At 75.0% G+C, this 19167-nt stretch carries 19 protein-coding genes and 1 riboswitch; of the genes, 8 read left to right on the top strand and 11 right to left on the bottom strand.

From position 1 onward, the window contains the following. Window positions 1-12 precede the first annotated feature (12 nt). A complete protein-coding gene (locus ABZ452_RS23215) occupies window positions 13-792 on the bottom strand; it encodes an endonuclease/exonuclease/phosphatase family protein (RefSeq protein WP_357946457.1) in 780 nt (259 codons plus the stop codon). Between the two features lie 186 nt (window positions 793-978). On the opposite strand from ABZ452_RS23215, the gene ABZ452_RS23210 reads away from it, so the two are divergent. The 3 genes from ABZ452_RS23210 to ABZ452_RS23200 all read left to right on the top strand — a co-directional run bounded on the left by ABZ452_RS23210 (window position 979) and on the right by ABZ452_RS23200 (window position 4286). Further along, complete coding sequence (locus tag ABZ452_RS23210; protein WP_357946455.1) at window positions 979-1752, top strand: TSUP family transporter; 774 nt, start codon at window positions 979-981, stop codon at window positions 1750-1752. A 32-nt stretch (window positions 1753-1784) separates the two neighbouring features. After that, window positions 1785-2558, top strand: a complete 774-nt coding sequence (locus ABZ452_RS23205; RefSeq protein WP_357946452.1) for a GNAT family N-acetyltransferase — start codon at window positions 1785-1787, stop codon at window positions 2556-2558. A 159-nt stretch (window positions 2559-2717) separates the two neighbouring features. Beyond that, entirely contained in the window at window positions 2718-4286 is a 1569-nt protein-coding gene (locus ABZ452_RS23200) for a VWA domain-containing protein (protein ID WP_357946448.1), read from the top strand. Window positions 4287-4344: 58 nt separating this feature from the next. Here the strand turns inward: ABZ452_RS23200 and def are convergent, their stop codons facing one another. Both def and ABZ452_RS23190 read right to left on the bottom strand, forming a co-directional pair. Next, the gene (def, locus tag ABZ452_RS23195) at window positions 4345-4854 is read right to left on the bottom strand and encodes a peptide deformylase (protein ID WP_357946446.1); all 510 of its coding nucleotides are present in this window, start codon (window positions 4852-4854) and stop codon (window positions 4345-4347) included. A gap of 10 nt (window positions 4855-4864) precedes the next feature. Continuing rightward, entirely contained in the window at window positions 4865-5653 is a 789-nt protein-coding gene (locus tag ABZ452_RS23190) for a TetR/AcrR family transcriptional regulator (RefSeq protein ID WP_357946443.1), read from the bottom strand. 72 nt (window positions 5654-5725) lie between these two features. Here ABZ452_RS23190 and ABZ452_RS23185 point away from each other — a divergent pair, with 72 nt between their 5' ends. Next, the gene (locus ABZ452_RS23185; protein ID WP_357946440.1) at window positions 5726-6685 is read left to right on the top strand and encodes an ATP-binding cassette domain-containing protein; all 960 of its coding nucleotides are present in this window, start codon (window positions 5726-5728) and stop codon (window positions 6683-6685) included. Further along, window positions 6682-7515, top strand: a complete 834-nt coding sequence (locus ABZ452_RS23180) for an ABC transporter permease (RefSeq protein WP_357946437.1) — start codon at window positions 6682-6684, stop codon at window positions 7513-7515. Before ABZ452_RS23185 ends, ABZ452_RS23180 begins: the two co-directional genes overlap by 4 nt. A 245-nt stretch (window positions 7516-7760) precedes the next feature. On the opposite strand, the gene ABZ452_RS23175 is transcribed toward ABZ452_RS23180, so the two are convergent. After that, window positions 7761-8252, bottom strand: coding sequence for a MarR family transcriptional regulator (locus tag ABZ452_RS23175; RefSeq protein ID WP_357946434.1), 492 nt, complete (start codon window positions 8250-8252; stop codon window positions 7761-7763). Between the two features lie 51 nt (window positions 8253-8303). Between ABZ452_RS23175 and pip the strand changes: the two genes are divergently transcribed. Next, a complete protein-coding gene (gene pip / locus ABZ452_RS23170) occupies window positions 8304-9251 on the top strand; it encodes a prolyl aminopeptidase (protein ID WP_357946431.1) in 948 nt (315 codons plus the stop codon). A 97-nt stretch (window positions 9252-9348) separates the two neighbouring features. Here the strand turns inward: pip and ABZ452_RS23165 are convergent, their stop codons facing one another. After that, on the bottom strand, window positions 9349-10545 hold the full coding sequence (locus tag ABZ452_RS23165) for a chorismate-binding protein (protein WP_357946429.1): 1197 nt from the start codon (window positions 10543-10545) through the stop codon (window positions 9349-9351). Between the two features lie 123 nt (window positions 10546-10668). Between ABZ452_RS23165 and ABZ452_RS23160 the strand changes: the two genes are divergently transcribed. Next, window positions 10669-10869, top strand: a complete 201-nt coding sequence (locus tag ABZ452_RS23160) for a DUF5999 family protein (RefSeq protein WP_109947276.1) — start codon at window positions 10669-10671, stop codon at window positions 10867-10869. A gap of 93 nt (window positions 10870-10962) precedes the next feature. Here the strand turns inward: ABZ452_RS23160 and gcvP are convergent, their stop codons facing one another. Together gcvP and ABZ452_RS23150 are read right to left on the bottom strand one after the other, a co-directional pair. Further along, window positions 10963-13785 (bottom strand): aminomethyl-transferring glycine dehydrogenase, encoded by a 2823-nt coding sequence (gcvP, locus tag ABZ452_RS23155; RefSeq protein ID WP_357946427.1) that lies wholly within the window; start codon window positions 13783-13785, stop codon window positions 10963-10965. Window positions 13786-13858: 73 nt separating this feature from the next. Next, a riboswitch (glycine riboswitch) is annotated at window positions 13859-13957 on the bottom strand. 67 nt (window positions 13958-14024) lie between these two features. Next, window positions 14025-14882 (bottom strand): NAD-dependent protein deacetylase, encoded by an 858-nt coding sequence (locus ABZ452_RS23150; RefSeq protein ID WP_357946424.1) that lies wholly within the window; start codon window positions 14880-14882, stop codon window positions 14025-14027. A gap of 83 nt (window positions 14883-14965) precedes the next feature. On the opposite strand from ABZ452_RS23150, the gene ABZ452_RS23145 reads away from it, so the two are divergent. Next, window positions 14966-15625, top strand: a complete 660-nt coding sequence (locus ABZ452_RS23145; RefSeq protein WP_357946422.1) for an NAD(P)H-binding protein — start codon at window positions 14966-14968, stop codon at window positions 15623-15625. On the opposite strand, the gene ABZ452_RS23140 is transcribed toward ABZ452_RS23145, so the two are convergent. The 4 genes from ABZ452_RS23140 to ABZ452_RS23125 all read right to left on the bottom strand — a co-directional run bounded on the left by ABZ452_RS23140 (window position 15603) and on the right by ABZ452_RS23125 (window position 19167). After that, window positions 15603-16748 carry a DUF6596 domain-containing protein gene (locus ABZ452_RS23140; protein ID WP_357946785.1) on the bottom strand — a complete coding sequence of 382 codons (1146 nt, stop codon included), beginning with the start codon at window positions 16746-16748 and terminating at the stop codon, window positions 15603-15605. The two genes, ABZ452_RS23145 and ABZ452_RS23140, sit on opposite strands and share 23 nt — an antisense overlap. Window positions 16749-16753: 5 nt before the next feature. Beyond that, window positions 16754-17161 (bottom strand): YciI family protein, encoded by a 408-nt coding sequence (locus ABZ452_RS23135; RefSeq protein WP_357946783.1) that lies wholly within the window; start codon window positions 17159-17161, stop codon window positions 16754-16756. 159 nt (window positions 17162-17320) lie between these two features. After that, window positions 17321-18004 (bottom strand): cell division protein DivIVA, encoded by a 684-nt coding sequence (locus ABZ452_RS23130; RefSeq protein ID WP_357946420.1) that lies wholly within the window; start codon window positions 18002-18004, stop codon window positions 17321-17323. Then, window positions 18001-19167 carry a globin domain-containing protein gene (locus ABZ452_RS23125; RefSeq protein ID WP_357946417.1) on the bottom strand — a complete coding sequence of 389 codons (1167 nt, stop codon included), beginning with the start codon at window positions 19165-19167 and terminating at the stop codon, window positions 18001-18003. The genes ABZ452_RS23130 and ABZ452_RS23125 overlap by 4 nt, the downstream gene beginning before the upstream one ends.

The raw sequence follows: 19167 nt of genomic DNA, 5'->3' as shown, positions 1-19167 counted from the left end.
GGCCGGGCGCGGTCAGCCGAGGTCGACGATGAGCGGCCGGTGGTCGGAGATGGTGGACAGCGGGGTGTCGACGGCGGTGACCGGGGGCAGCCGGTCGAGGCCGCGCCGGTCGGCGAGGATGTGGTCGAGCTGCACCCGGGGTTGCCCGGCCGGGTAGGTGGGGCGGCGGCCCAGGGGGCGCCAGCGGGTCAGCAGGGCGGCGGGGCCGGCGGGCAGGTTGAGGTCGCCGAGGAGGATCCGCGGGGCGGGCAGCGTGCGCAGGGCGCGGACGACGCGGCGCAGCTGCAGGATGTTCCAGCCGGGCACGAAGGACAGGTGGGTGGCGGCGACGGTGAGCGGCCCGTGGGGGGTGTCGAGGACGGCGGCGAGGACGACGCGGGGTTCGTCGCGGAGCAGGACGAGCCCGCCGCCGGGGCCGGGGACGTAGATGGGTGACCGGACGGGGGCGGGGCGCAGGCGGGTGACCTGCCAGGAGCGGACCGGGTGGCGGCTGACCAGGCCGACGCCGTAGAGGGGTTCGCCGTGGCCGTCGTCGTCGTGGGTGAGGGGGCGGAACTGTTCGCCGGGGGTGCCGACGACGGCGGCGGCGAAGCGGTGTTCGGGGGCGTCGAGGGCGCGGGCGGCGATGGCGGTGAGGTCGAGGCGGCCGCTGCGGGTCTGGTCGCGGTCGACCTCCTGCAGGGCGAGGACGTCGGCGTCGAGTGCGGTGACGGCGGCGGCGAGCCGGTCGGGGTCGACGAGTCCGTCGGTGAGGGACCGGCCGTGCAGCAGGTTGAAGGTGGCCAGGCGCACCTGCACACCCTACGTCCGCGTGGCAGGCTTGCCTGGTGCTGAAGGCGTTGCTGTGTTCGATGCTCGTGTTCGTGGCCGTGGCGTCGCTGGGTCTGTGGTTGCGGCGGCTGCGGGGGCGTTGAGCTGCGGTGACGCTGGCCACAGGGCGTCTCGTCGGGCTGGTGGGGGTGGGCAGAATGGCGGCCCGTGGATCCTCTGTCGCTGACGACCCTGTTGAGCGCGGCCGCTCTGGCGGGCTGGGTGGACGCCGTGGTGGGCGGTGGTGGCCTGTTGCTGCTGCCGGCGCTGCTGCTGGGCGCGCCGGGGGTGCCGGTGGCGACGGCGTTGGGCACGAACAAGCTGGCCGCGATCTTCGGTACGTCGACGGCGGCGGTGACGTACGCGCGGCGCACGAAGCTGGACTGGGCGGTGGCGGGGCCTGCGGCGGGGTTGGCGGTGCTGACGGCCGGGTTGGGCGCGGCGCTGGCGGGTGCGGTGCCGGCGGGGGCGTACCGGCCGGTGGTGCTGGTGGTGCTGGTGTCGGTGGCGGTGTTCGTGCTGACCCGGCCGCGGCTGGGCGTGGTGTCGTATCCGGGGCGGCGTACGCCGGTGCGGGTGGCCGTGGCGGTGGCGGTGGCCGGTCTGGGCATCGCGCTGTACGACGGGTTGATCGGCCCGGGCACGGGGACGTTCCTGGTGTTGGCGTTCACCGCGCTGGTGGGGTCGGATTTCGTGCACGCCTCGGCGATGGCGAAGGTGGTCAACGCGGGCACGAACCTGGGTGCGCTGGTGGTGTTCGCGGCGACGGGGCACGTGTGGTGGCTGCTGGGCGCGGCGATGGCGGTGTGCAACGTCGCCGGTGCGGCGGTGGGCGCGCGGATGGCGTTGCGGCGCGGCTCGGGTTTCGTGCGGGTGGTGCTGCTGGTCGTGGTGGTGGCGCTGGTGGGCAAGCTGGGCTACGACCAGTGGGTGGCGGTGTGAGGCGCTGACCGCCGGCGTGTGATCATCGGCGGGTGGCTGTGCGCGCCGAACACGACCGTGCCGTCCTCGCCGGGCTGTTGGGTCGGGACCCGGTGCTGCACGCCTACCAGTTGGGCGATCTGGACGACTTCTTCTGGCCGTACACGTCCTGGTTCCGGCGGGGCGACGAGGTGGTGCTGCTCTACCACGGTGTCGAGCTGCCCACCCTGCTGGCGTTCGCGCCGCCGGAGCGCGCCGGGGACCTGGCGGCGCTGCTGGCCGAGGCGGCGCCGGTGCTGCCGGCCCGGCTGTGGGCGCACCTCTCCCCCGGCCTGGACGCCACGGTGGCCCGCTGGTACGCGGTGTCCGACGCCGCCGCGCATTACCGGATGGCGTTGACGGACCCGGCCCGGCTGGCGGCGGTGGCGCCGGCCGGGGAGCCGCTGGGTCGCGCCGACCTGCCGGAGCTGCGGGAGCTGTACGCGGCGGCGTATCCGGGCAACTGGTTCGACCCGCGGATGCTGGACACCGGCCGCTACGTCGGGGTGCGGGAGGACGGCCGGCTGGTGGCGGTGGCCGGGGTGCACGTGTGGTCGCCGACGTGGCGGGTGGCGGCGCTGGGCAACGTGACCTCCCACCCGGACGTGCGGGGGCGGGGTCTGGCCGGGGCGGCCGTGGCGGCGCTGTGCGCCGGGATGCGGGCCACGGTCGACCACGTGACCCTCAACGTCAAGGCCGACAACGTCGCGGCGGTGCGTCTCTACGAGCGGCTCGGCTTCACCCGGGTCGCCGACTTCACCGAGTGCGCGCTGCACCGCCTGCCGTGACCGCCTGACCGCTCAGTCTGTCCTGTCCAGCCGCCACGCCGGGTCAACAACCCGACCCTGACCTGGGCTTGTGTCGGACCGGTCCGGCGCGGCCCAGCCCCTAGCGTCTGGCTTCGAGGCCGCGCCCGGGGCGGGCGCGGCGGAGCTGAAGGAGACACGATGGGTTTCACAGCAGTGCCCCGGGGGCGAAGAACGGCGGTGACCGTGGCTGCCGCGGTGACCGCGTTGATCACGGCCACGCCGGCCTGGGCGGCGCCCGGCGTCGACCCGGCCACCGTGGACCGGTCCGCGGACCCCGGCGCCACCATTGGCATCGGCAAGGTGGTCTCGACGCCGCCGATCCCGCCGAACCCGGACGTGGTGCTGCTGGTCGACACGACCGGCAGCATGGGCGCGGCGATCGCCAACGTCCGCACCAACCTGCAACAGGTGATCAACAACGTGCGCGGGGCGCAGCCCAGCGCACAGTTCGCGGTGGCCTCCTACCGCGACGAGGGCGACGGCGCGGAGCTGTTCCGGGTCCGGCAGAACCTGACCGACGATGCCACCGCGTTGCAGAACGCGGTCGACGGGCTGGCCGCCGGCGGCGGTGGCGACGTACCGGAGGCGTGGGTGAACGGCCTGTTCCAGGTCTCCGACGGGGGCATCGCCTACCGCTCGGGCAGCAGCCGGATCGTGGTGCTGGTCGGTGACGCGCCCAGCCATGACCCGAGCGCCGGGCACACCCTGGCCCAGGCCACCGCCGCGCTGCAGGCCGACGACGCCCGCGTGCTCGCGGTCGACGTCACCGGCGGGGGCGGCGGCCTCGACGCGAGCGGGCAGGCCACCACCGTGGCCGCCGCCACCGGCGGGCAGGTGGTCGGCAGCGCCCCGGACACGGTCACCGCGGCGATCCTGTCCGGGCTGCGGGACCTCGACGTGACCGTCACCCCGCAGGTGGTCTGCGACCCGGGCCTGTCGGTGAGCTTCGACGCGCCGTCGAGGACCCAGCAGAGCGGCACCGACGTGCCGTTCGCCGAGACCATCACGGTCGCCGGCGACGCCCCGCAGGGCGCCACCCTGCACTGCACGGTGGACTTCCTGCTCAACGGGCTCTCCGGCGGGCCGGCGTTCGTCGAGCACATCACGGTGCGGGTCAACGACGTGACCCCGCCGACGGTGGTCGTGGACGACCGGACGGTGGAGGCCACCAGCCCCGCCGGCGCGGTGATCAACTACCCGGCGAGCGCCACCGACAACGTCGACGGTCCGCTCACCCCGACGTGCGCGCCGCCGCCCGGCAGCACCTTCCCGCTGGGCGCCACCACGGTCACCTGCACCGCCACCGACGCGGCCGGCAACACCGGCAGCGACACCGCGGTGATGCGGGTGGTCGACACCACCGCGCCGGTGACGCGGTGCGTGCCGACGAACAACCCCAGCGGCGGCAACATCCCCGGCTCGTACAACCCGGACGGGTTCTACCAGCTCACCGCGACGGACATCGTCGACACCGCCGTCGTGGTGTACATCGGCGACGCCGCCGACGCGTCGGTGCGGTTCGGGCCGTTCCCGGCCGGTACGAAGATCAAGCTGGTGCAGGCGCCGGGCGCGCAGTCCCGGGTCAAGGACGGCACCGGCGACATCGACTACAAGGTGACGCTGCGCGGCGACGCGATCATCACGGGCGTGGACGACTCCGGCAACACCTCGACCGCGACCTGCCTGGTGGCCCCGCCGCCGAAGTGACCTGTCGCGACTGACGTGCGGGGGTGGTCGGCGGCGCCGGCCACCCCCGCCGTCGGGTTCAGCGGCCCCGGCTGGGCGAGTCGAAGCGGCCGGCGCGGATCTCCCGCAGGGCCCGGCGGCGGGTGTCGCCGCGCAGCGTGTCCACGTACAGGCGGCCGTGCAGGTGGTCGGTCTCGTGCTGCAGGGCGCGGGCCAGGAACCCGCTGCCGGCGATGGTCAGCGGCTGGCCGTGCTGGTCGAAGCCGTGCGCGGTGGCGTGCATGGCCCGCGGCGTCGGGAAGTACAGCCCGGGGATGGACAGGCAGCCCTCGTCGTCGTCCTGGCGCTCCTCGGACAGCTCCAGCGTCGGGTTGATCAGGTGGCCGCGGTGCCCGTCGGCGTCGTAGACGAACACCTGCGCGTTCACCCCGATCTGCGGGGCCGCGACGCCGGCCCGGCCGGGCGCGCCGAGCAGCGTGTCCATGAGGTCCTGCACGAGCGCGCGCAGGTCGGCGTCGAAAACGGTCACCGGCTCGGACGGGGTGCGCAGCACGGGGTCGCCGATGATCCGGATCGGGCGCATAGTCATGCCCGGAAGGCTATCCGCCCGTTACCCCGGCGGGTGCGGCACCCGCCCGGTCGCGGACCAGGACCTCGACGCCGTCGAGCAGGCGGGCCAGCCCGAACTCGAAGGCGCGGGCCGGGTCGCCGGCGGCCTGGTACTCCTCGCCGGCGGCGGCGCCGACCCGGGCGGCGAGGGGAAACCGGTTCGGGTCGAGGACCTTTTCCAGGTACGGGGCGTGCGCGTACCACCACTGCTGCTCGGTCATCCCGGTGTCCCGGGCGGCCTGGGCCGCCTCCACGGCGGGGCGGGCCGCGCCGTGGACGTAGCCGGTGACCAGGGTGACCACGGCGTCCATCTCCAGGTCGGTCAGCCCGATGCCGTCGACGGCGCGCAGCTCGTACTCGTACTTGGCGATCAGGTTCGGGCCCAGCGGCGGGCGGGTGGTGGCGACCTGCAGCAGCCACGGGTGCCGCAGGTAGAGGGCGAAGTTCTCCCGGGCGATCTGCGCGAGCCGGCCCCGCCAGCCGCCCGGCACCTGCTCGGGGCGGGCCGTCTCGCCGTAGACGGTGTCGAGCATGACGTCGAGCAGCTCACCCTTGCCGGGCACGTGCGTGTAGAGGGTCATGGTGCCCACCCCGAGCCGCTCGGCGACCCGGCGCATCGACAGCGCGGCCAGCCCGTCGGCGTCGGCGACCTCGATGGCCGCGCGCACGATCCGCTCGACGGAGAGGTCGCCGCCCTTGCGGCTGGCCTTCTCCCGGGTACGCCAGAGCAGGGCGAGGCTGCGCGCCGGGTCCCCGGTGCCGCTGTACTCGGTGGTCACCCGCCGACTGTACCGACCCCCCTTGTCGTATGGTGTACGGTACGGCGTACTGGACAAGGGAGCGGAGGGGCGATGCGACGGGACGGACCGGCGATCGAGGCGGAGGGCCTGCGCAAGCACTACGGCGACCAGGCCGCACTGGACGGCGTCGACCTGGCGGTGCCCGCGGGCACGGTCTGCGCGGTGCTCGGGGTGAACGGGGCCGGCAAGAGCACCCTGGTCCGCATCCTGACCACCCTGCTGCGCGCCGACTCCGGGGTCGCCCGGGTCGCCGGGTTCGACGTGCGCCGGCAGGCCGACCGGGCCCGCGCGCACCTGGGCCTGGTCGGCCAGCACGCGGCGGTCGACGAGGTCCTCGGCGGCCGGCAGAACCTGGTGCTGTTCGGCCGGCTGCACCACCTCTCCCCGGCCCGCGCCGCGGCCCGCGCCGACGACCTGCTCGACCGCTTCGACCTGGCCGCGGCCGCCCACCGGCCGGTGGCCGGCTGGTCCGGCGGAATGCGCCGCCGGCTCGACCTGGCCGCCGCGCTGATCGTCGACCCGCCGGTGCTGTTCCTCGACGAACCCACCACCGGCCTGGACCCGCGCGCCCGCAGCGACGTCTGGGACGCCGTGCGCGGCCTGGTCGGCGCCGGGACCACCGTCCTGCTCACCACCCAGTACCTGGAGGAGGCCGACCGGCTCGCCGACAACGTACGGGTGCTCCACCACGGGCGGGTGACCGCCGACGGCACCCCGGAGGAGCTGAAGTTGACCCTCGGCGGCGACCGGATCGACGTGGTGCTGCACCACCCCGACGACCTGACCCCGGCCGCCGCGGCCGTCGCCGCCGCCACCGGCGTGACACCCACCGTCGACCGCGCCGCGCTGCGCCTCAGCGTCCCGGTCACCGACCGGGTCGCCGCGCTCGCCGCGGTGCTGCGCGCCGTGGAGGCAGCCGGCCTGCGCGCCAGCGACGTGGCGGTGCGCCGCCCCACCCTCGACGAGGTGTTCCTGCACCTCACCGACTCCCGCACGGAGGTGCCGGCATGAGCGTCCTGCCGCTGTCCCGGGCCCGCTGGGCCGCCGCCGACACCGCCGTCCTGACCGGCCGGACCCTCGCCCACTGGGCCCGCCGCCCCGGCGAGGTGCTGTTCGGCCTGCTGTTCCCCGTCCTGCTGCTGCTGATGTTCGGCTACCTGTTCGGCGGTGCCATGGCACTGTCCGACGGTGACGGGGTGCCGGCACTGTCCGACGGCGCCGGCTACCGGGAGTTCCTGCTGCCCGGCATGGTGGCCATGACCATGCTCTTCGGCGTCGAGACCACCTACACGGCGGTGGCCGTGGACACCGCCCGTGGCGTGACCGACCGGTTCCGGTCGCTGCCCATGAGCCGCGCCGCGGTGGTCACCGGCCGCGCCGTGGCCGACCTGCTGCACTCCGCGGTGGCCCTCGCCGTGGTGCTCGCCTGCGGCGTCCTGATCGGCTGGCAGCCGCACCGCGGCCCGGCCGCCGCCCTGGCCGCGGTGGCGCTGCTGCTGCTCCTGCGCTTCGCGATGATCTGGCTCGGGGTGTACCTGGCGCTGCTGCTGCGCCGCCCCGAGGCGGTCGCCGCCCTGCAGATCCTGGTCTGGCCGCTGGGCTTCGCCTCCAACGCGTTCGTCGCCCCGGCCACCATGCCCGGATGGCTCGCCGCGGTCGCCGCCTGGAACCCGCTGTCGGCCACCGTCGCCGCCACCCGGGACCTGTTCGGCAACCCCGGCTGGGGCGCCGGCTCGTGGCCCGCCGAGCACGCGGTCGCCCTGGCGGTGGCCTGGCCGCTGCTGCTGGTCGCCGTGTTCCTGCCGCTGTCCGTGCGCCGCTGGCAACGCCTGGCCCGCTGAAGCCGGCCGAGCGCGACCGGCGTCGCGCGCCAGCGGCTCAGGCAGGGCGTGGCTCAGGGCCGGCTGTGGCTCAGGGCCGGCTGTGGCTCAGGCAGGGCTTGGCTCAGGCAGGGCTTGGCTCAGGCAGGGCTTGGCTCAGGCAGGGCGGCCGGCGCGGCTCAGCCCGTCGCCCGCCCGGCCGGAGCGGGCGGCCCGGGTCAGGCCGGTCAGCCCGCCGCCCGCCCTGCGCGAGCGGGCGGCGGGGGTCAGGCTGGCGGTCGGGTGGGCGCCAGGCCGGTGTCGGCGATCCGGTCGCGCAGCGGGCGGCGGCGCAGCGCGGCGAGCACCGCGTACAGCTCGTCGGCCAGGGGTACGGGCAGCTCGGCGTCCAGCCCCCGCATGGCGGTGGTGGTGGCCGCCCACTCGGCCTCGATCACCGGCAGCAGGGCGCGCGCCCGGTCGGTGAGGCTGACGATGCGCTGCCGGGCGTCCGCGCCGGGTGTCAGGACGACCAGGCCGGCGCGGGCCATCTGGGCGACGGTCTGGCTGGCCGCGGAGTGGGTGACGCCCACCCGGGCGGCCAGGTCGCGGATCGCGAGGGGGCCGTCGGCGACCAGCACCCGCACCAGCGGTGAGAAGCGCGGCCGGTAGTCGGCCAGGTCGAGGTCGGCGTAGACGGCGGCGACGTCGCCGTCGAGCACCTCCAGGACGTGGCGCAGCAGGGTGCCGAGGGCCTCGCGGTCGGGGATGGCGGTCACGTCCGCTAATGTAACAGCGCTGTTGTATCCGGGCCGTGGGAGGGGAACCCGATGTATCCACCGATCGAGCCGTACGCGCAGGGCCAGCTCGACGTCGGCGACGGCCAGCGGATCCACTGGGAGACCTGCGGCAACCCCGACGGCCGGCCGGCCCTCGTGGTGCACGGCGGCCCCGGCTCCGGCGCGGGCGCCTCCTGGCGGCGGCTGTTCGACCCGGCCGCCTACCGGATCATCCTGTTCGACCAGCGCGGCTGCGGCCGCAGCACCCCGCCCGCCAGCGACCCGGCCACCGACCTGTCCGTCAACACCACCGCCCACCTGCTGGCCGACATGGAACGGCTGCGCGCGCACCTGGGCGTCGACCGGTGGCTGCTCTGCGGCGCCTCCTGGGGCTCGTCGCTGTCCCTGGCGTACGCCCAGCGCCACCCGGAGCGGGTCACCGCGCTCGTGCTGTTCAGCGTGGTCGCCAACACCCGCCGTGAGATCGACTGGGTCACCCGGGACATGGGCCGGGTCTTCCCCGAGGAGTGGGCGCGGTTCCGTGACGGCGTGCCGGCGGCCGAGCGCAACGGCGACCTGTCCGCCGCGTACGCGCGGCTGGTCAACGACCCCGACCCGCGCGTGCGCGACCAGGCCGCCCGGGACTGGTGCGCCTGGGAGGACGTGCACGTCTCCCTGGCCGGCGGATACCAGGCCAGCCCCCGCTACGCCGACCCGGAGTTCCGGGCCGGCTTCACCCGGCTGGTCACCCACTACTTCAGCAACCTGGGGTTCCTGCCCGACGGGCAGCTGCTGCGCGACGCCGGCAAGCTCGCCGGGATCCCCGGCGTGCTGGTGCAGGGCCGCCTGGACGTCAGCGGCCCGCCGGACATCGCCTGGCAGCTCACCCGGGACTGGCCCGACGCCCGGCTGGAGATCGTCGAGTCCGGCGGCCACGGCAGCGGCCACGGGGTGGGCGAGCGGGTCGTGGCCGCCCTGGACGCCTTCGCCCGCGCCTGACCCGCCGCGGTCTCCGCCGGCCGCCGGCAGGACGCGGCCGTCGGCCGGCCGCTGGCAGGACGCGCTCGGCCGCCGGTGGGGCGTGGAGCGGAGCGGGTCAGCCGGCGGCGAGCAGGGCCCGGATCGGGGCGGCCTTCGCGGCGGCCTCGGCGACCTCGGCGGCCGGGTCGCTGCCCCAGGTGATGCCGCCGCCGGCCCACAGGTGCAGCCGTTCGGCGTCCGCGGCGGCGGTGCGGATGGTCAACCCCAGGTCGACGCGGCCGGGACCGACCCAGCCGAGCGCGCCCATGCTCGCGCCGCGGCCGACCGGCTCCAGGGCGGCGATCTCGTCGAGGGCGGCGAGCTTCGGGGCGCCGGTGACCGACCCGCCGGGGCAGAGCGCGCGCAGCAGGCCGGCCAGGCCCAGCCCGTCGGCGGGCGCGGCGGACACCGTCGACTCGGCCTGCCACAGGTCACACCACCGGCGTACGGCGAACAGCTCGTCGACCCGCACCGAGCCGGTGCGGGCCACCCGGGCCAGGTCGTTGCGCTCCAGGTCGACGATCATGACGTGCTCGGCGCGTTCCTTGGCCGAGGCGAGCAGCTCGCGGCGGCCGGCCGGGGTGGCGGGGCGGGTGCCCTTGATCGGCCGGGTGACCAGGCGGCCGTGTTCGAGCGCCACGAGGGTCTCCGGTGAGGCGCAGCCGATCGCCCAGCCGAGCCCGGACAGGGTGCCGCCGTAACGGGCGCCGGGCAGCGCGCCCAGGCGCGCGAGGGCGGGCAGCGGGTCGCCGGCGTACCCGGCGGCGGCGTGGCCCACGACGTTGACCTGGTAGACGTCGCCGCGCCCGATGGCCGCCCGGACCGCCGTCACCGCCTCGGCGTGCGCGCCGGGGGTCCAGCTGTCCCGCCACGGGCCCAGCCACCAGCCGCCGCCCGGTCCGGGGCCGGCCGGCGGGGCGGGCCGGTCGGTGTGTCCGTAGACCACCACGGCCAGGTCCGGCAGCGCCGGCACGGGGGTGGGCGCCCCGGCGGCGCCGCCGGCCGCGCGGGCCCCGGCGGCGGCGGACAGGAACAGGGCGGCGCCGCAGGCCCCCCGCGGGTCGTGGGCGGCCGGCCGGGCCAGGTCGGACAGGGCCACACCGTGCGCGGCCAGGAAATCCTCGGCCAGCGCCGCCGGGTCGCCGCCGTCGGCCAGCCACCATTCCAGCCGGGCCCGCTCCACGAGCCGGGCCCGGCACTCCGGCGGCGCCCCGGGGACGTCGACCCCTACCCTTGGGAGCGCTTCCACACCGTCCGGTCGGTTCACACTCATCCGTTCAGCCGATTTCGGGTGAACAAGCCGCATCCTTGCTCGATAGCGCGCGCTTTCACTTGGTACTGTGCGTCACTGGTCATGTGAACCATGACACAGTGCCCCCACAGTCCGGAGAACCCGATGTGCCAGCACCTACCCACCTGCCCCTCCGCTGAGGCGACCGATCGCGAAGCCGCACGCGTCATCGCCTGCTTCCGTGAGCAGGGCTGGAGCCTGCTCTGCAACGGTGTCATCGTCTTCGAGGACACCGGTGAGCTGCTCCCCGACGGCAGCACCATCGCCCCGCACCGCGGCCCCGCCCGACACGCCCTCGTCGCCTGACCGATCACGCTCCGTCATGGAGCGTACGCGTCGACCCACCGGTCGACGCGCCGGCCGGGGCGGCGGCACTGCACCGCCCCGGCGCGCTGCGCCTCAGCTCTCGAACGCCTCCGGCGCGGGACACGAGCAGACCAGGTTCCGGTCGCCGTACGCGCCGTCGATCCGCCGCACCGGCGGCCAGTACTTCCCCGCCCGATCCACCGCGCCCGGGTACGCGCCCACCGACCGCGGGTACGGGTGCGGCCACTCGTCACCCGACACCATCGCCGCGGTGTGCGGCGCGTTGGACAGCGGGTTGTCCCCCGCCGGCCACTCCCCCGAGCCCACCTTGTCGATCTCCGCGCGGATGGCGATCATCGCGTCGCAGAACCGGTCCAGCTCGGCCAGGTCCTCGCTCTCGGTCGGCTCCACCATCAGCGTGCCGGCCACCGGGAACGACATCGTCGGCGCGTGGAAGCCGTAGTCGATGAGCCGCTTCGCCACGTCGTCGACGGTCACGCCGGTCGCCTTCGTCAGCGGCCGCAGGTCCAGGATGCACTCGTGCGCCACGAGGCCCTTGTTGCCGGCGTACAGCACCGGGAAGTGCTGCCGCAGCCGCGCGGCCACGTAGTTCGCCGCGAGGACCGCCACACCGGTGGCCCGGGCCAGCCCCTCGGCGCCCATCATCCGCAGGTACGCCCACGGGATCGGCAGGATCCCCGCCGACCCGTGGTTCGCCGCGGAGATCGCCGGCCGCCCGTCGACGTGCGCGCCGAGCGGGTCGCCGGGCAGGAACGGCGCCAGGTGCGCGCGCACCGCCACCGGGCCCACGCCGGGACCGCCGCCGCCGTGCGGGATGCAGAACGTCTTGTGCAGGTTCAGGTGCGACACGTCCGCCCCGAACCGGCCCGGCTTGGCGAACCCGACGAGGGCGTTGAGGTTCGCGCCGTCGACGTACACCTGGCCGCCGGCGTCGTGCACCTTCGCGCACAGCTGCGCGATGCCCGTCTCGTACACGCCGTGGGTGGACGGGTAGGTCACCATGATCGCGGCGAGCGCGTCCCGGTGCTTGTCGATCTTCGTGTCGAGGTCGACCAGGTCGACGTTGCCGTCGGCGTCGCAGCCGACCACGACCACCCGCATGCCGGCCATCACGGCCGACGCGGCGTTGGTGCCGTGCGCCGACGACGGGATCAGGCACACGTCGCGGTGCGCCTCCCCGCGCTCCCGGTGGTAGGCCCGGATGGCCAGCAGCCCGGCCAGCTCACCCTGCGACCCGGCGTTGGGCTGCACGCTGACCGCGTCGTAGCCGGTCACCTCGGCCAGCCACCCCTCCAGCTGGGCGATCAGCTCCCGGTAGCCGGCGGTCTGCTCGGCCGGGGCGAACGGGTGCAGGTGCGCGAACTCCGGCCAGGTGATCGGCTCCATCTCGGTGGTGGCGTTCAGCTTCATGGTGCACGAACCGAGCGGGATCATGCCCCGGTCCAGGGCGTAGTCGAAGTCCGACAGCCGGCGCAGGTAGCGCAGCATCGCCGTCTCCGAGTGGTGGGTGCGGAACACCGGGTGGGTGAGGAAGTCACTGCCGCGGGCCAGGTCGCCGGGCAGCGCCGCGTCGACCTCGCCGTCGACCCCGGCCACGCCGAACGCCGCCCACACCTCCGCCAGGTGCGCGGCCGTGGTGGTCTCGTCGCAGGAGATGGCGACCCGGTCGGCGTCGACCAGCCGCAGGTTCACGTTGCGCCGCGCGGCGGCGGCCACCACCTCGGCGGCCCGCCCCGGCACGGTGGCCGTGACGGTGTCGAAGAACGCGACGTCCGCGACCTGCACGCCCCCGGCGCGCAGCCCGGCCGCGAGCCGCGCCGCCGCCTCATGGGTACGCCGGGCGATGGCCCGCAGCCCGTCGGGGCCGTGGTAGACGGCGTACATGCCGGCCATCACCGCGAGCAGCACCTGCGCGGTGCAGATGTTGCTGGTCGCCTTCTCCCGCCGGATGTGCTGCTCGCGGGTCTGCAACGCCAGCCGGTACGCCGGGTTGCCGTCGGCGTCCTTGGACACCCCGACGAGCCGGCCGGGCAGCATCCGCTCCAGCCCGGACCGGACGGCCAGGTAGCCGGCGTGCGGTCCGCCGAAGCCCATGGGAACGCCGAAACGCTGGGTGGTGCCGGCGGCGATGTCGGCGCCGATCTCCCCCGGCGGGCGCAGCAGGGTCAGCGCCAGCAGGTCCGCGGCGACCGTCACCAGCGCGCCGGCGGCGTGCGCGGCCTCCACGAGCGGGGTGTGGTCGCGGACCGCGCCGGACGCCCCCGGGTACTGCAGGTGCAGGCCGAAGAACTCGGCGGGCAGCTCGTCACGCTCCACGTCGAGCACGCGCACGTCGATGCCGAGCGGCTCGGCGCGGCTGGTGATCACCGCGACGGTCTGCGGCAGGGTGTCGGCGTCGACCACGTACACCGGGCTCTTGGTCCTCGACGCGCGGCGGGCCAGGGTCATGGCCTCGGCCGCGGCGGTGCCCTCGTCGAGCATGGAGGCGTTCGCGGTGGCCAGCCCGGTCAGGTCGGTGACCATGGTCTGGAAGTTCAGCAGCGCCTCGAGGCGACCCTGGCTGATCTCCGGCTGGTACGGCGTGTACGCCGTGTACCAGGCCGGGTTCTCCAACACGTTGCGGCGGATCACCGCTGGGGTGTGCGTGCCGTGGTAGCCCAGCCCGATCATCGACACGGCGACGGTGTTGCGGGCGGCCAGGGCGCGCAGCTCCGCGATGGCCTCCCGCTCGCTGGCCGGGGCGGGCAGGTCCAGGGCGCCGTGCCAGCGGATCACCTCGGGGATCGCGGCGTCCATCAGCTCGTCGATGGAGCTGTGACCGACGGTCTCCAGCATCCGGCGCTCGTCGTCCGGGCCGGGGCCGATGTGCCGGTCGGCGAACTGCTCTGCGGTCATGCGCTGCGCTCCTTGCGGGGGCGAGGTCGACGGGTCGGCCTCCCCCTGAGTCGCGCTGACGCGCTCCACAGCGCCTGCCCACGTGGTCCTTTTGCCTGAGAGGTTCCGGGGAGAATCTGCCCCTTCGGCGCCGTCCGGGTGGTTCCCGGGCGGTCTCTCCCACGTGGGTGGTACCGGCATGGTCAACGCTACCAGCGACCATGTTTCCGGCTCATGTCGTACCCCGCCCGGAGGGTCGGTCACACGGCGGCGGGCGCCGGCCGCGCGGCGACCCGGTCGGCCAGCGCGGTGAGCGTCGCGCCCAGCGGCGCGTCGAGGGTGACGGTGGCGTACCCGTCGCCGCGGGTGGGGCCTTGGTTGACGATGGCCACCGGGATGCCCAGCTTCGCCGCGCGCAGCACGAACCGGCGCCCCGACATGACGGTCAGGGACGAGCCGAGCACCAGCAGCGCCCGGGCCCCCTCGACCCGGGCGAAACAGTCGGCGACCCGCGGCGCGGGCACCGTCTCGCCGAAGAACACCACGTCGGGTTTGAGCATCCCGGCGCCGCAGATGCCGCAGTCGACGGTGCGGAAGCGGGCCACCGCCTCGTCGGGCAGGTCCACGTCGCCGTCGGGGTTGACGTGCGCGACGTGCGCGTCGAAACCGGGGTTGGCCTCGGTGAGCCGCCGGTCCAGCTCGTCGCGGGAGGTCAGGTTGCCGCAGTCCAGGCAGGTCACCTCGTCGAGGCGGCCGTGCAGCTCGATCACGCCGGTGGCGCCGGCGGCGGTGTGCAAACCGTCGACGTTCTGGGTGATGATCCCGCCGAGCAGGCCGGCGCGTTGCAGCCGGGCGACCGCCCGGTGCCCGTCGTTGGGGGCGGCCCGGGCGATCAGCCGCCAGCCCAGGTGGCTGCGCGCCCAGTAGCGCCGCCGCGCGTCCGCGTCCCGGGTGAACGCCTGGTAGGTCATCGGGGTGTGCCGGCGGGCCGCCCCGGAGGGCCCCCGGTAGTCCGGGATGCCCGACTCGGTGGACAGGCCGGCGCCGCTGAGCACCACCACGTCCCCGGCGCCCACCAGCCGGGTCAACACCTCGAACGTCTCGGTCACGGCGTCCATGCTGCCTCGCCCGCCCCGCCTCCGGCGAACCCGGGCCCACCGCTCACCCGGTGCGGGCGGGGTCGCGGGGCTAGGTTGAGGGCATGCGCGTCGTCATCGCCGGAGGCCACGGGAAGATCGCCAAGCTGCTGGAGCGGGAACTCGCCGGCCGCGGCGACACCGCCGTCGGGTTGATCCGCAACCCGGAGCACGGGGCCGCGCTGCGCGCCGCCGGCGCCGAACCGGTCGTCTGCGACCTGGAACACACCGACGTCGACACCGTCGCCGGGCACCTGGCCGGCGCCGACGCGGTGGTCTTCGCCGCCGGCGCCGGCCCGGGCAGCGGCGCGGCCCGCAAGGACACCGTCGACCGGGCCGCCGCGGTGCTGCTCGCCGACGCCGCGCAGCGCGCCGGGGTCCGCCGCTACCTGCTGGTCTCCTCGATGGGCGTGGACCGGCTCCCGAGGGCCGGGACCGACGAGGTGTGGGCGGCGTACCTGCGGGCGAAGAAGGCCGCCGAGGACGACCTCACCGGCCGGGACCTCGACGTGACCGTGCTGCGCCCCGGCCGGCTCACCGACGACGCACCGGTCGGCCGGATCACCCTGGCCCGGCACGTCGACCCGGGGCCGGTCACCCGCGCCGACGTGGCGCGGGTCCTGCTCGCCCTGCTGGCCGCCCCGGACACCGCCGGGCTCACCCTGGAACTGGTCGGCGGGGAAACCCCGATCGCCGAGGCGGTCACCCGCGCAGCCGCGCGTTGAGCCGGGCGGCCTGCCGGGTGAGGTGGTCCCGCTCGGGCAGGCTCGCCGCCGCCCGCGCGGCGTCGGCGTAGAGCCGCGCCGCGAGCGCCAGGTCACCGTCGCGCTCGTGCAGGTACGCCGCGACGGCGCCGTGGCGGGGCAGGGCCGGGTCGAGCCCGGACAGGGCGGCCAGGCCGGCGCGCGGGCCGTCGGCCTCGCCGACCGCGACGGCCCGGTTGAGGCGCGCCACCGGACTGTCGGTGAGCCGCACCAACTCGTCGTACCACTCGACGATCTGCACCCAGTCGGTCTCCTCGACCGCCCGCGCGTCGGCGTGCAGCGCGGCGATGGCGGCCTGAGCCTGGAACTCCCCCAGCCGGTCGCGGGCGAGGGCCCGCTGGAGCACGTCGACGCCCTCGGCGATCAGGCGGGTGTCCCACCGGCCCCGGTCCTGCTCCGCGAGCGGCACCAGCCGGCCGTCGGGGCCGGTCCGCGCCGCCCGCCGCGCGTGGTGCAGCAGCATGAGCGCGAGCAGGCCCGCGACCTCCTCGTGCTCGGTCCTGGCCGCCAGCTGCCGCGTGAGGCGGATCGCCTCGCCGGCGAGGTCGACATCGCCCGAATAGCCCTCGTTGAAGACCAGGTAGAGCACGCGCAGCACCGTGGCCACGTCACCGGGCTGGTCGAACCGCACCCCCGACACGGTCCGCTTGGCCCGGCTGATCCGCTGCGCCATCGTCGCCTCCGGCACGAGGTAGGCCCGCGCGATCTGACGTGTGGTCAGGCCGCCGACCGCCCGCAGCGTGAGCGCGACCGCCGAGGCCGGCGTGAGGGACGGATGCGCGCACAGGAAGTACAGCTGCAGCGTGTCGTCCACCACCTCGGCCGGGCCGGGCGTCGGCTCGGCGTCGACGCGGACCTCCCGGTGCCGGCGGGAGGCGTCGGCGCGGGCGGCGTCGAGGAACTTGCGCCAGGCCACCGTGACCAGCCAGCCCTTCGGGTCCCGCGGCGGGTCGTCCGGCCACCCGCGCACGGCCTCGATCAGGGCGTCCTGCACGGCGTCCTCGGCCGCCGCGAAGTCAGCTCCGCGGCGGACGAGGATCCCGATCACGGTGGGGGTGAGGGCCCGCAGCAGGGCCTCGTCCACCGTGTTCACTCCGTGATGGTGGGGGGCTCGGTCAGGAACGGCCGCACCTCGAGCCACTCGTGGATCGGCTTCCCACCGGCGCCCGGGGCCGCGGACAGCTCACCGGCCAGCTCCAGCGCCCGCTCGTAGCTGTCGACGTCGATCACCATCCAGCCGGCGATCAGGTCCTTCGTCTCCGCGAACGGTCCGTCGGTGACCGGCGGCCGCCCGTCGCCGTCGTAGCGGACGAACGTGCCCTCCGGGGAGAGCGCCTGGCCGTCGACGAACTCCCCGGTGCCCTCCAGCCGCGCGGCGAAGTCCCGCATGTACCGCACGTGGGCCGAGACCTCCTCCGGCGTCCACTGGTCCATCGGCACGTCGTTGACGGCCGCCGGCGCGCCCCGGTAGTGCTTGAGCAGCAGGTACTTCATCAGGTTCTCCTCGGTGCGGTACGGCCATCGTCGCCGTGTTCACCCGGGGGACGCAGCCGCACCCACGTTCTCGACATCCCGCCGCGACAATTTTCCGGCGAACTTTCCGGGACCGGCGCGCGCCCGGCCCACCGGGGTGACCCCGGTGGGCCGGGCCGCCGCTCAGCGCTGGTGGCGGGGCAGCGCCACCTGCGGCTGCCCACCGCCGACCGCGGGCACCTCCCGGGCGATCCGCTCCATCGTCCGCGACAGCTGCTCGCTGCCGTCGTCCAGGTGCCGGGCCGCCGCCTGCATGTGCGAGATCATCATCTCGCCGAAGATCCGCAGCGCCTCCCGGGTGGCCACCGAGTCGTCGAAGTTCACCCCGGCGTTGCTGCGGTACTCCGTCACCGCCCGCTCCGCCTCCTGCTTCGCCTCCTCCGCCGCGGCCTGCATGTAGCTCTCGTACTGCATCCGGGCGTACTCGGCGACCCGCCGGGCGTAGTCGTGGGCCTGCGCGATGATCTGCTCGGCCTCCCGCTGCGCCGCCGACAGCAGGTTCACCTCCTTCGCGGCCGGCGTCGGCGCGCCGTTGTCGGCGCTCGGGATCACCCCGTGCCGGTGCAGCTCCAGATGGTCGTTGAGCCGCTCGTTCTCCGCCCGCAGATTCGCCAGCTGGGTGGCCAGCAGATCCAGCTCGTCGGCCACCTGCACCCGGAACCGGTCCACGTCGGCGTGGTCGTAGCCGCGGCGGGTGAACGACGCCGACCCGAACTCCCACCGGCGCACCCGGTCGGCGCTGAGGCGCACCTGCGCCACACCGTGGGTCACCTGGCCCTCATACCTGCTGATCGGGGTCGCGCTCATCGAGCTCCTCCGGAATCGTCAGGGGCGGTCATCGTCCGGAAGGCCGGCCCGTACCAGTGCTTGCCGAAACCCTCGTGGTGCAGCTGACCCGGCTGGTAGCCGGCCTTGGACAGCGCCGCCACCGAATGGCTCACCATCTCGTCGGAGCCGCACACGTACACGTGCCGCGACCGCCAGTCCCCGTCGGCCAGGACCTGGTCGGCCACCTGCACGAACTCGCCCGGCCGCCGCGGATCGGCGCCCGCCACGTACGTCACCCGCAGCCACGGGTACGACGCGGCGAACTTGTCGATCGCCTCGCTGTCGTAGAACTCCAGCCGGGACCGGGCCCCCACGTACAGGTCCACCCGGCGGCCCACGCCCTCCGCGGCGACCTGCTCCAGCAGGGACTTCACCGGCGCCCAGCCGGTGCCACCGGCCAGCAGCAGCAGATCCGACGAGCCGGCCTGCCACAACGTCAACCGGTCACCCACCGGCGCGGCCAGGTGCAACTGGTCGCCCACCGCGCACCCGTACACCAGCCGCGACGACACCGCGCCGCCCGGCGCGGCCCGCACGTGCAGCTCCAGCGTCCCGTCGGGGCGCGGCGCGTTCGCCGGCGAGTAGTAACGCCACGACCGCACCGCCGGGTGCGACACCCCGATCGACTGGCCCGGGGTGAACTGCAGCAGGTACTGCGGCCGCAGCGTGAGCACCGCCACGTCGAACGTGCGCCGCTCGTGCCCGAGGATCTCCGCCACCCACCACGGTGGGGACTTCGTCTCCGCCGCCTGCGCCGAGTCCATCATCACCTGCGCGACCAACCCGTACGCGGCCGCCCAGTCGGCGGCCAGCTCGTCGGTCCACGCCTCGCCGGAGAAGTGCCGCAGCGTCGCGAGCAGCGCCTCACCGACCGCCGGATAGTGCTCGGCGCGCACCGCGAACTTGCGGTGGTCCGCGCCGAGGTCCTGGAGGAACCCGACGAGCTGGTCCACCTGGTCCACGTGGGACACGATGTGCCCCAGCGCGTTCACCAGGCGGTCCCGCTGCCCGGCCATGTTCGTGGGGAACATCTGCCGGGTCTCCGGGTGCGCCAGGAACAGTGTCGAATAGAAGTAGAGCGGGACCTGGTCGCCGTGCGCGGCGACCAGGGACCAACTCTGCTTGAGCCGCCCTGCGTCCAC

The organism is Micromonospora sp. NPDC005707, from assembly GCF_040631005.1.
Taxonomy (GTDB): Bacteria; Actinomycetota; Actinomycetes; order Mycobacteriales; family Micromonosporaceae; genus Micromonospora.
Note: the sequence above shows the minus strand (reverse complement) of the source record. Positions and strands in the feature narration are given on the sequence as shown.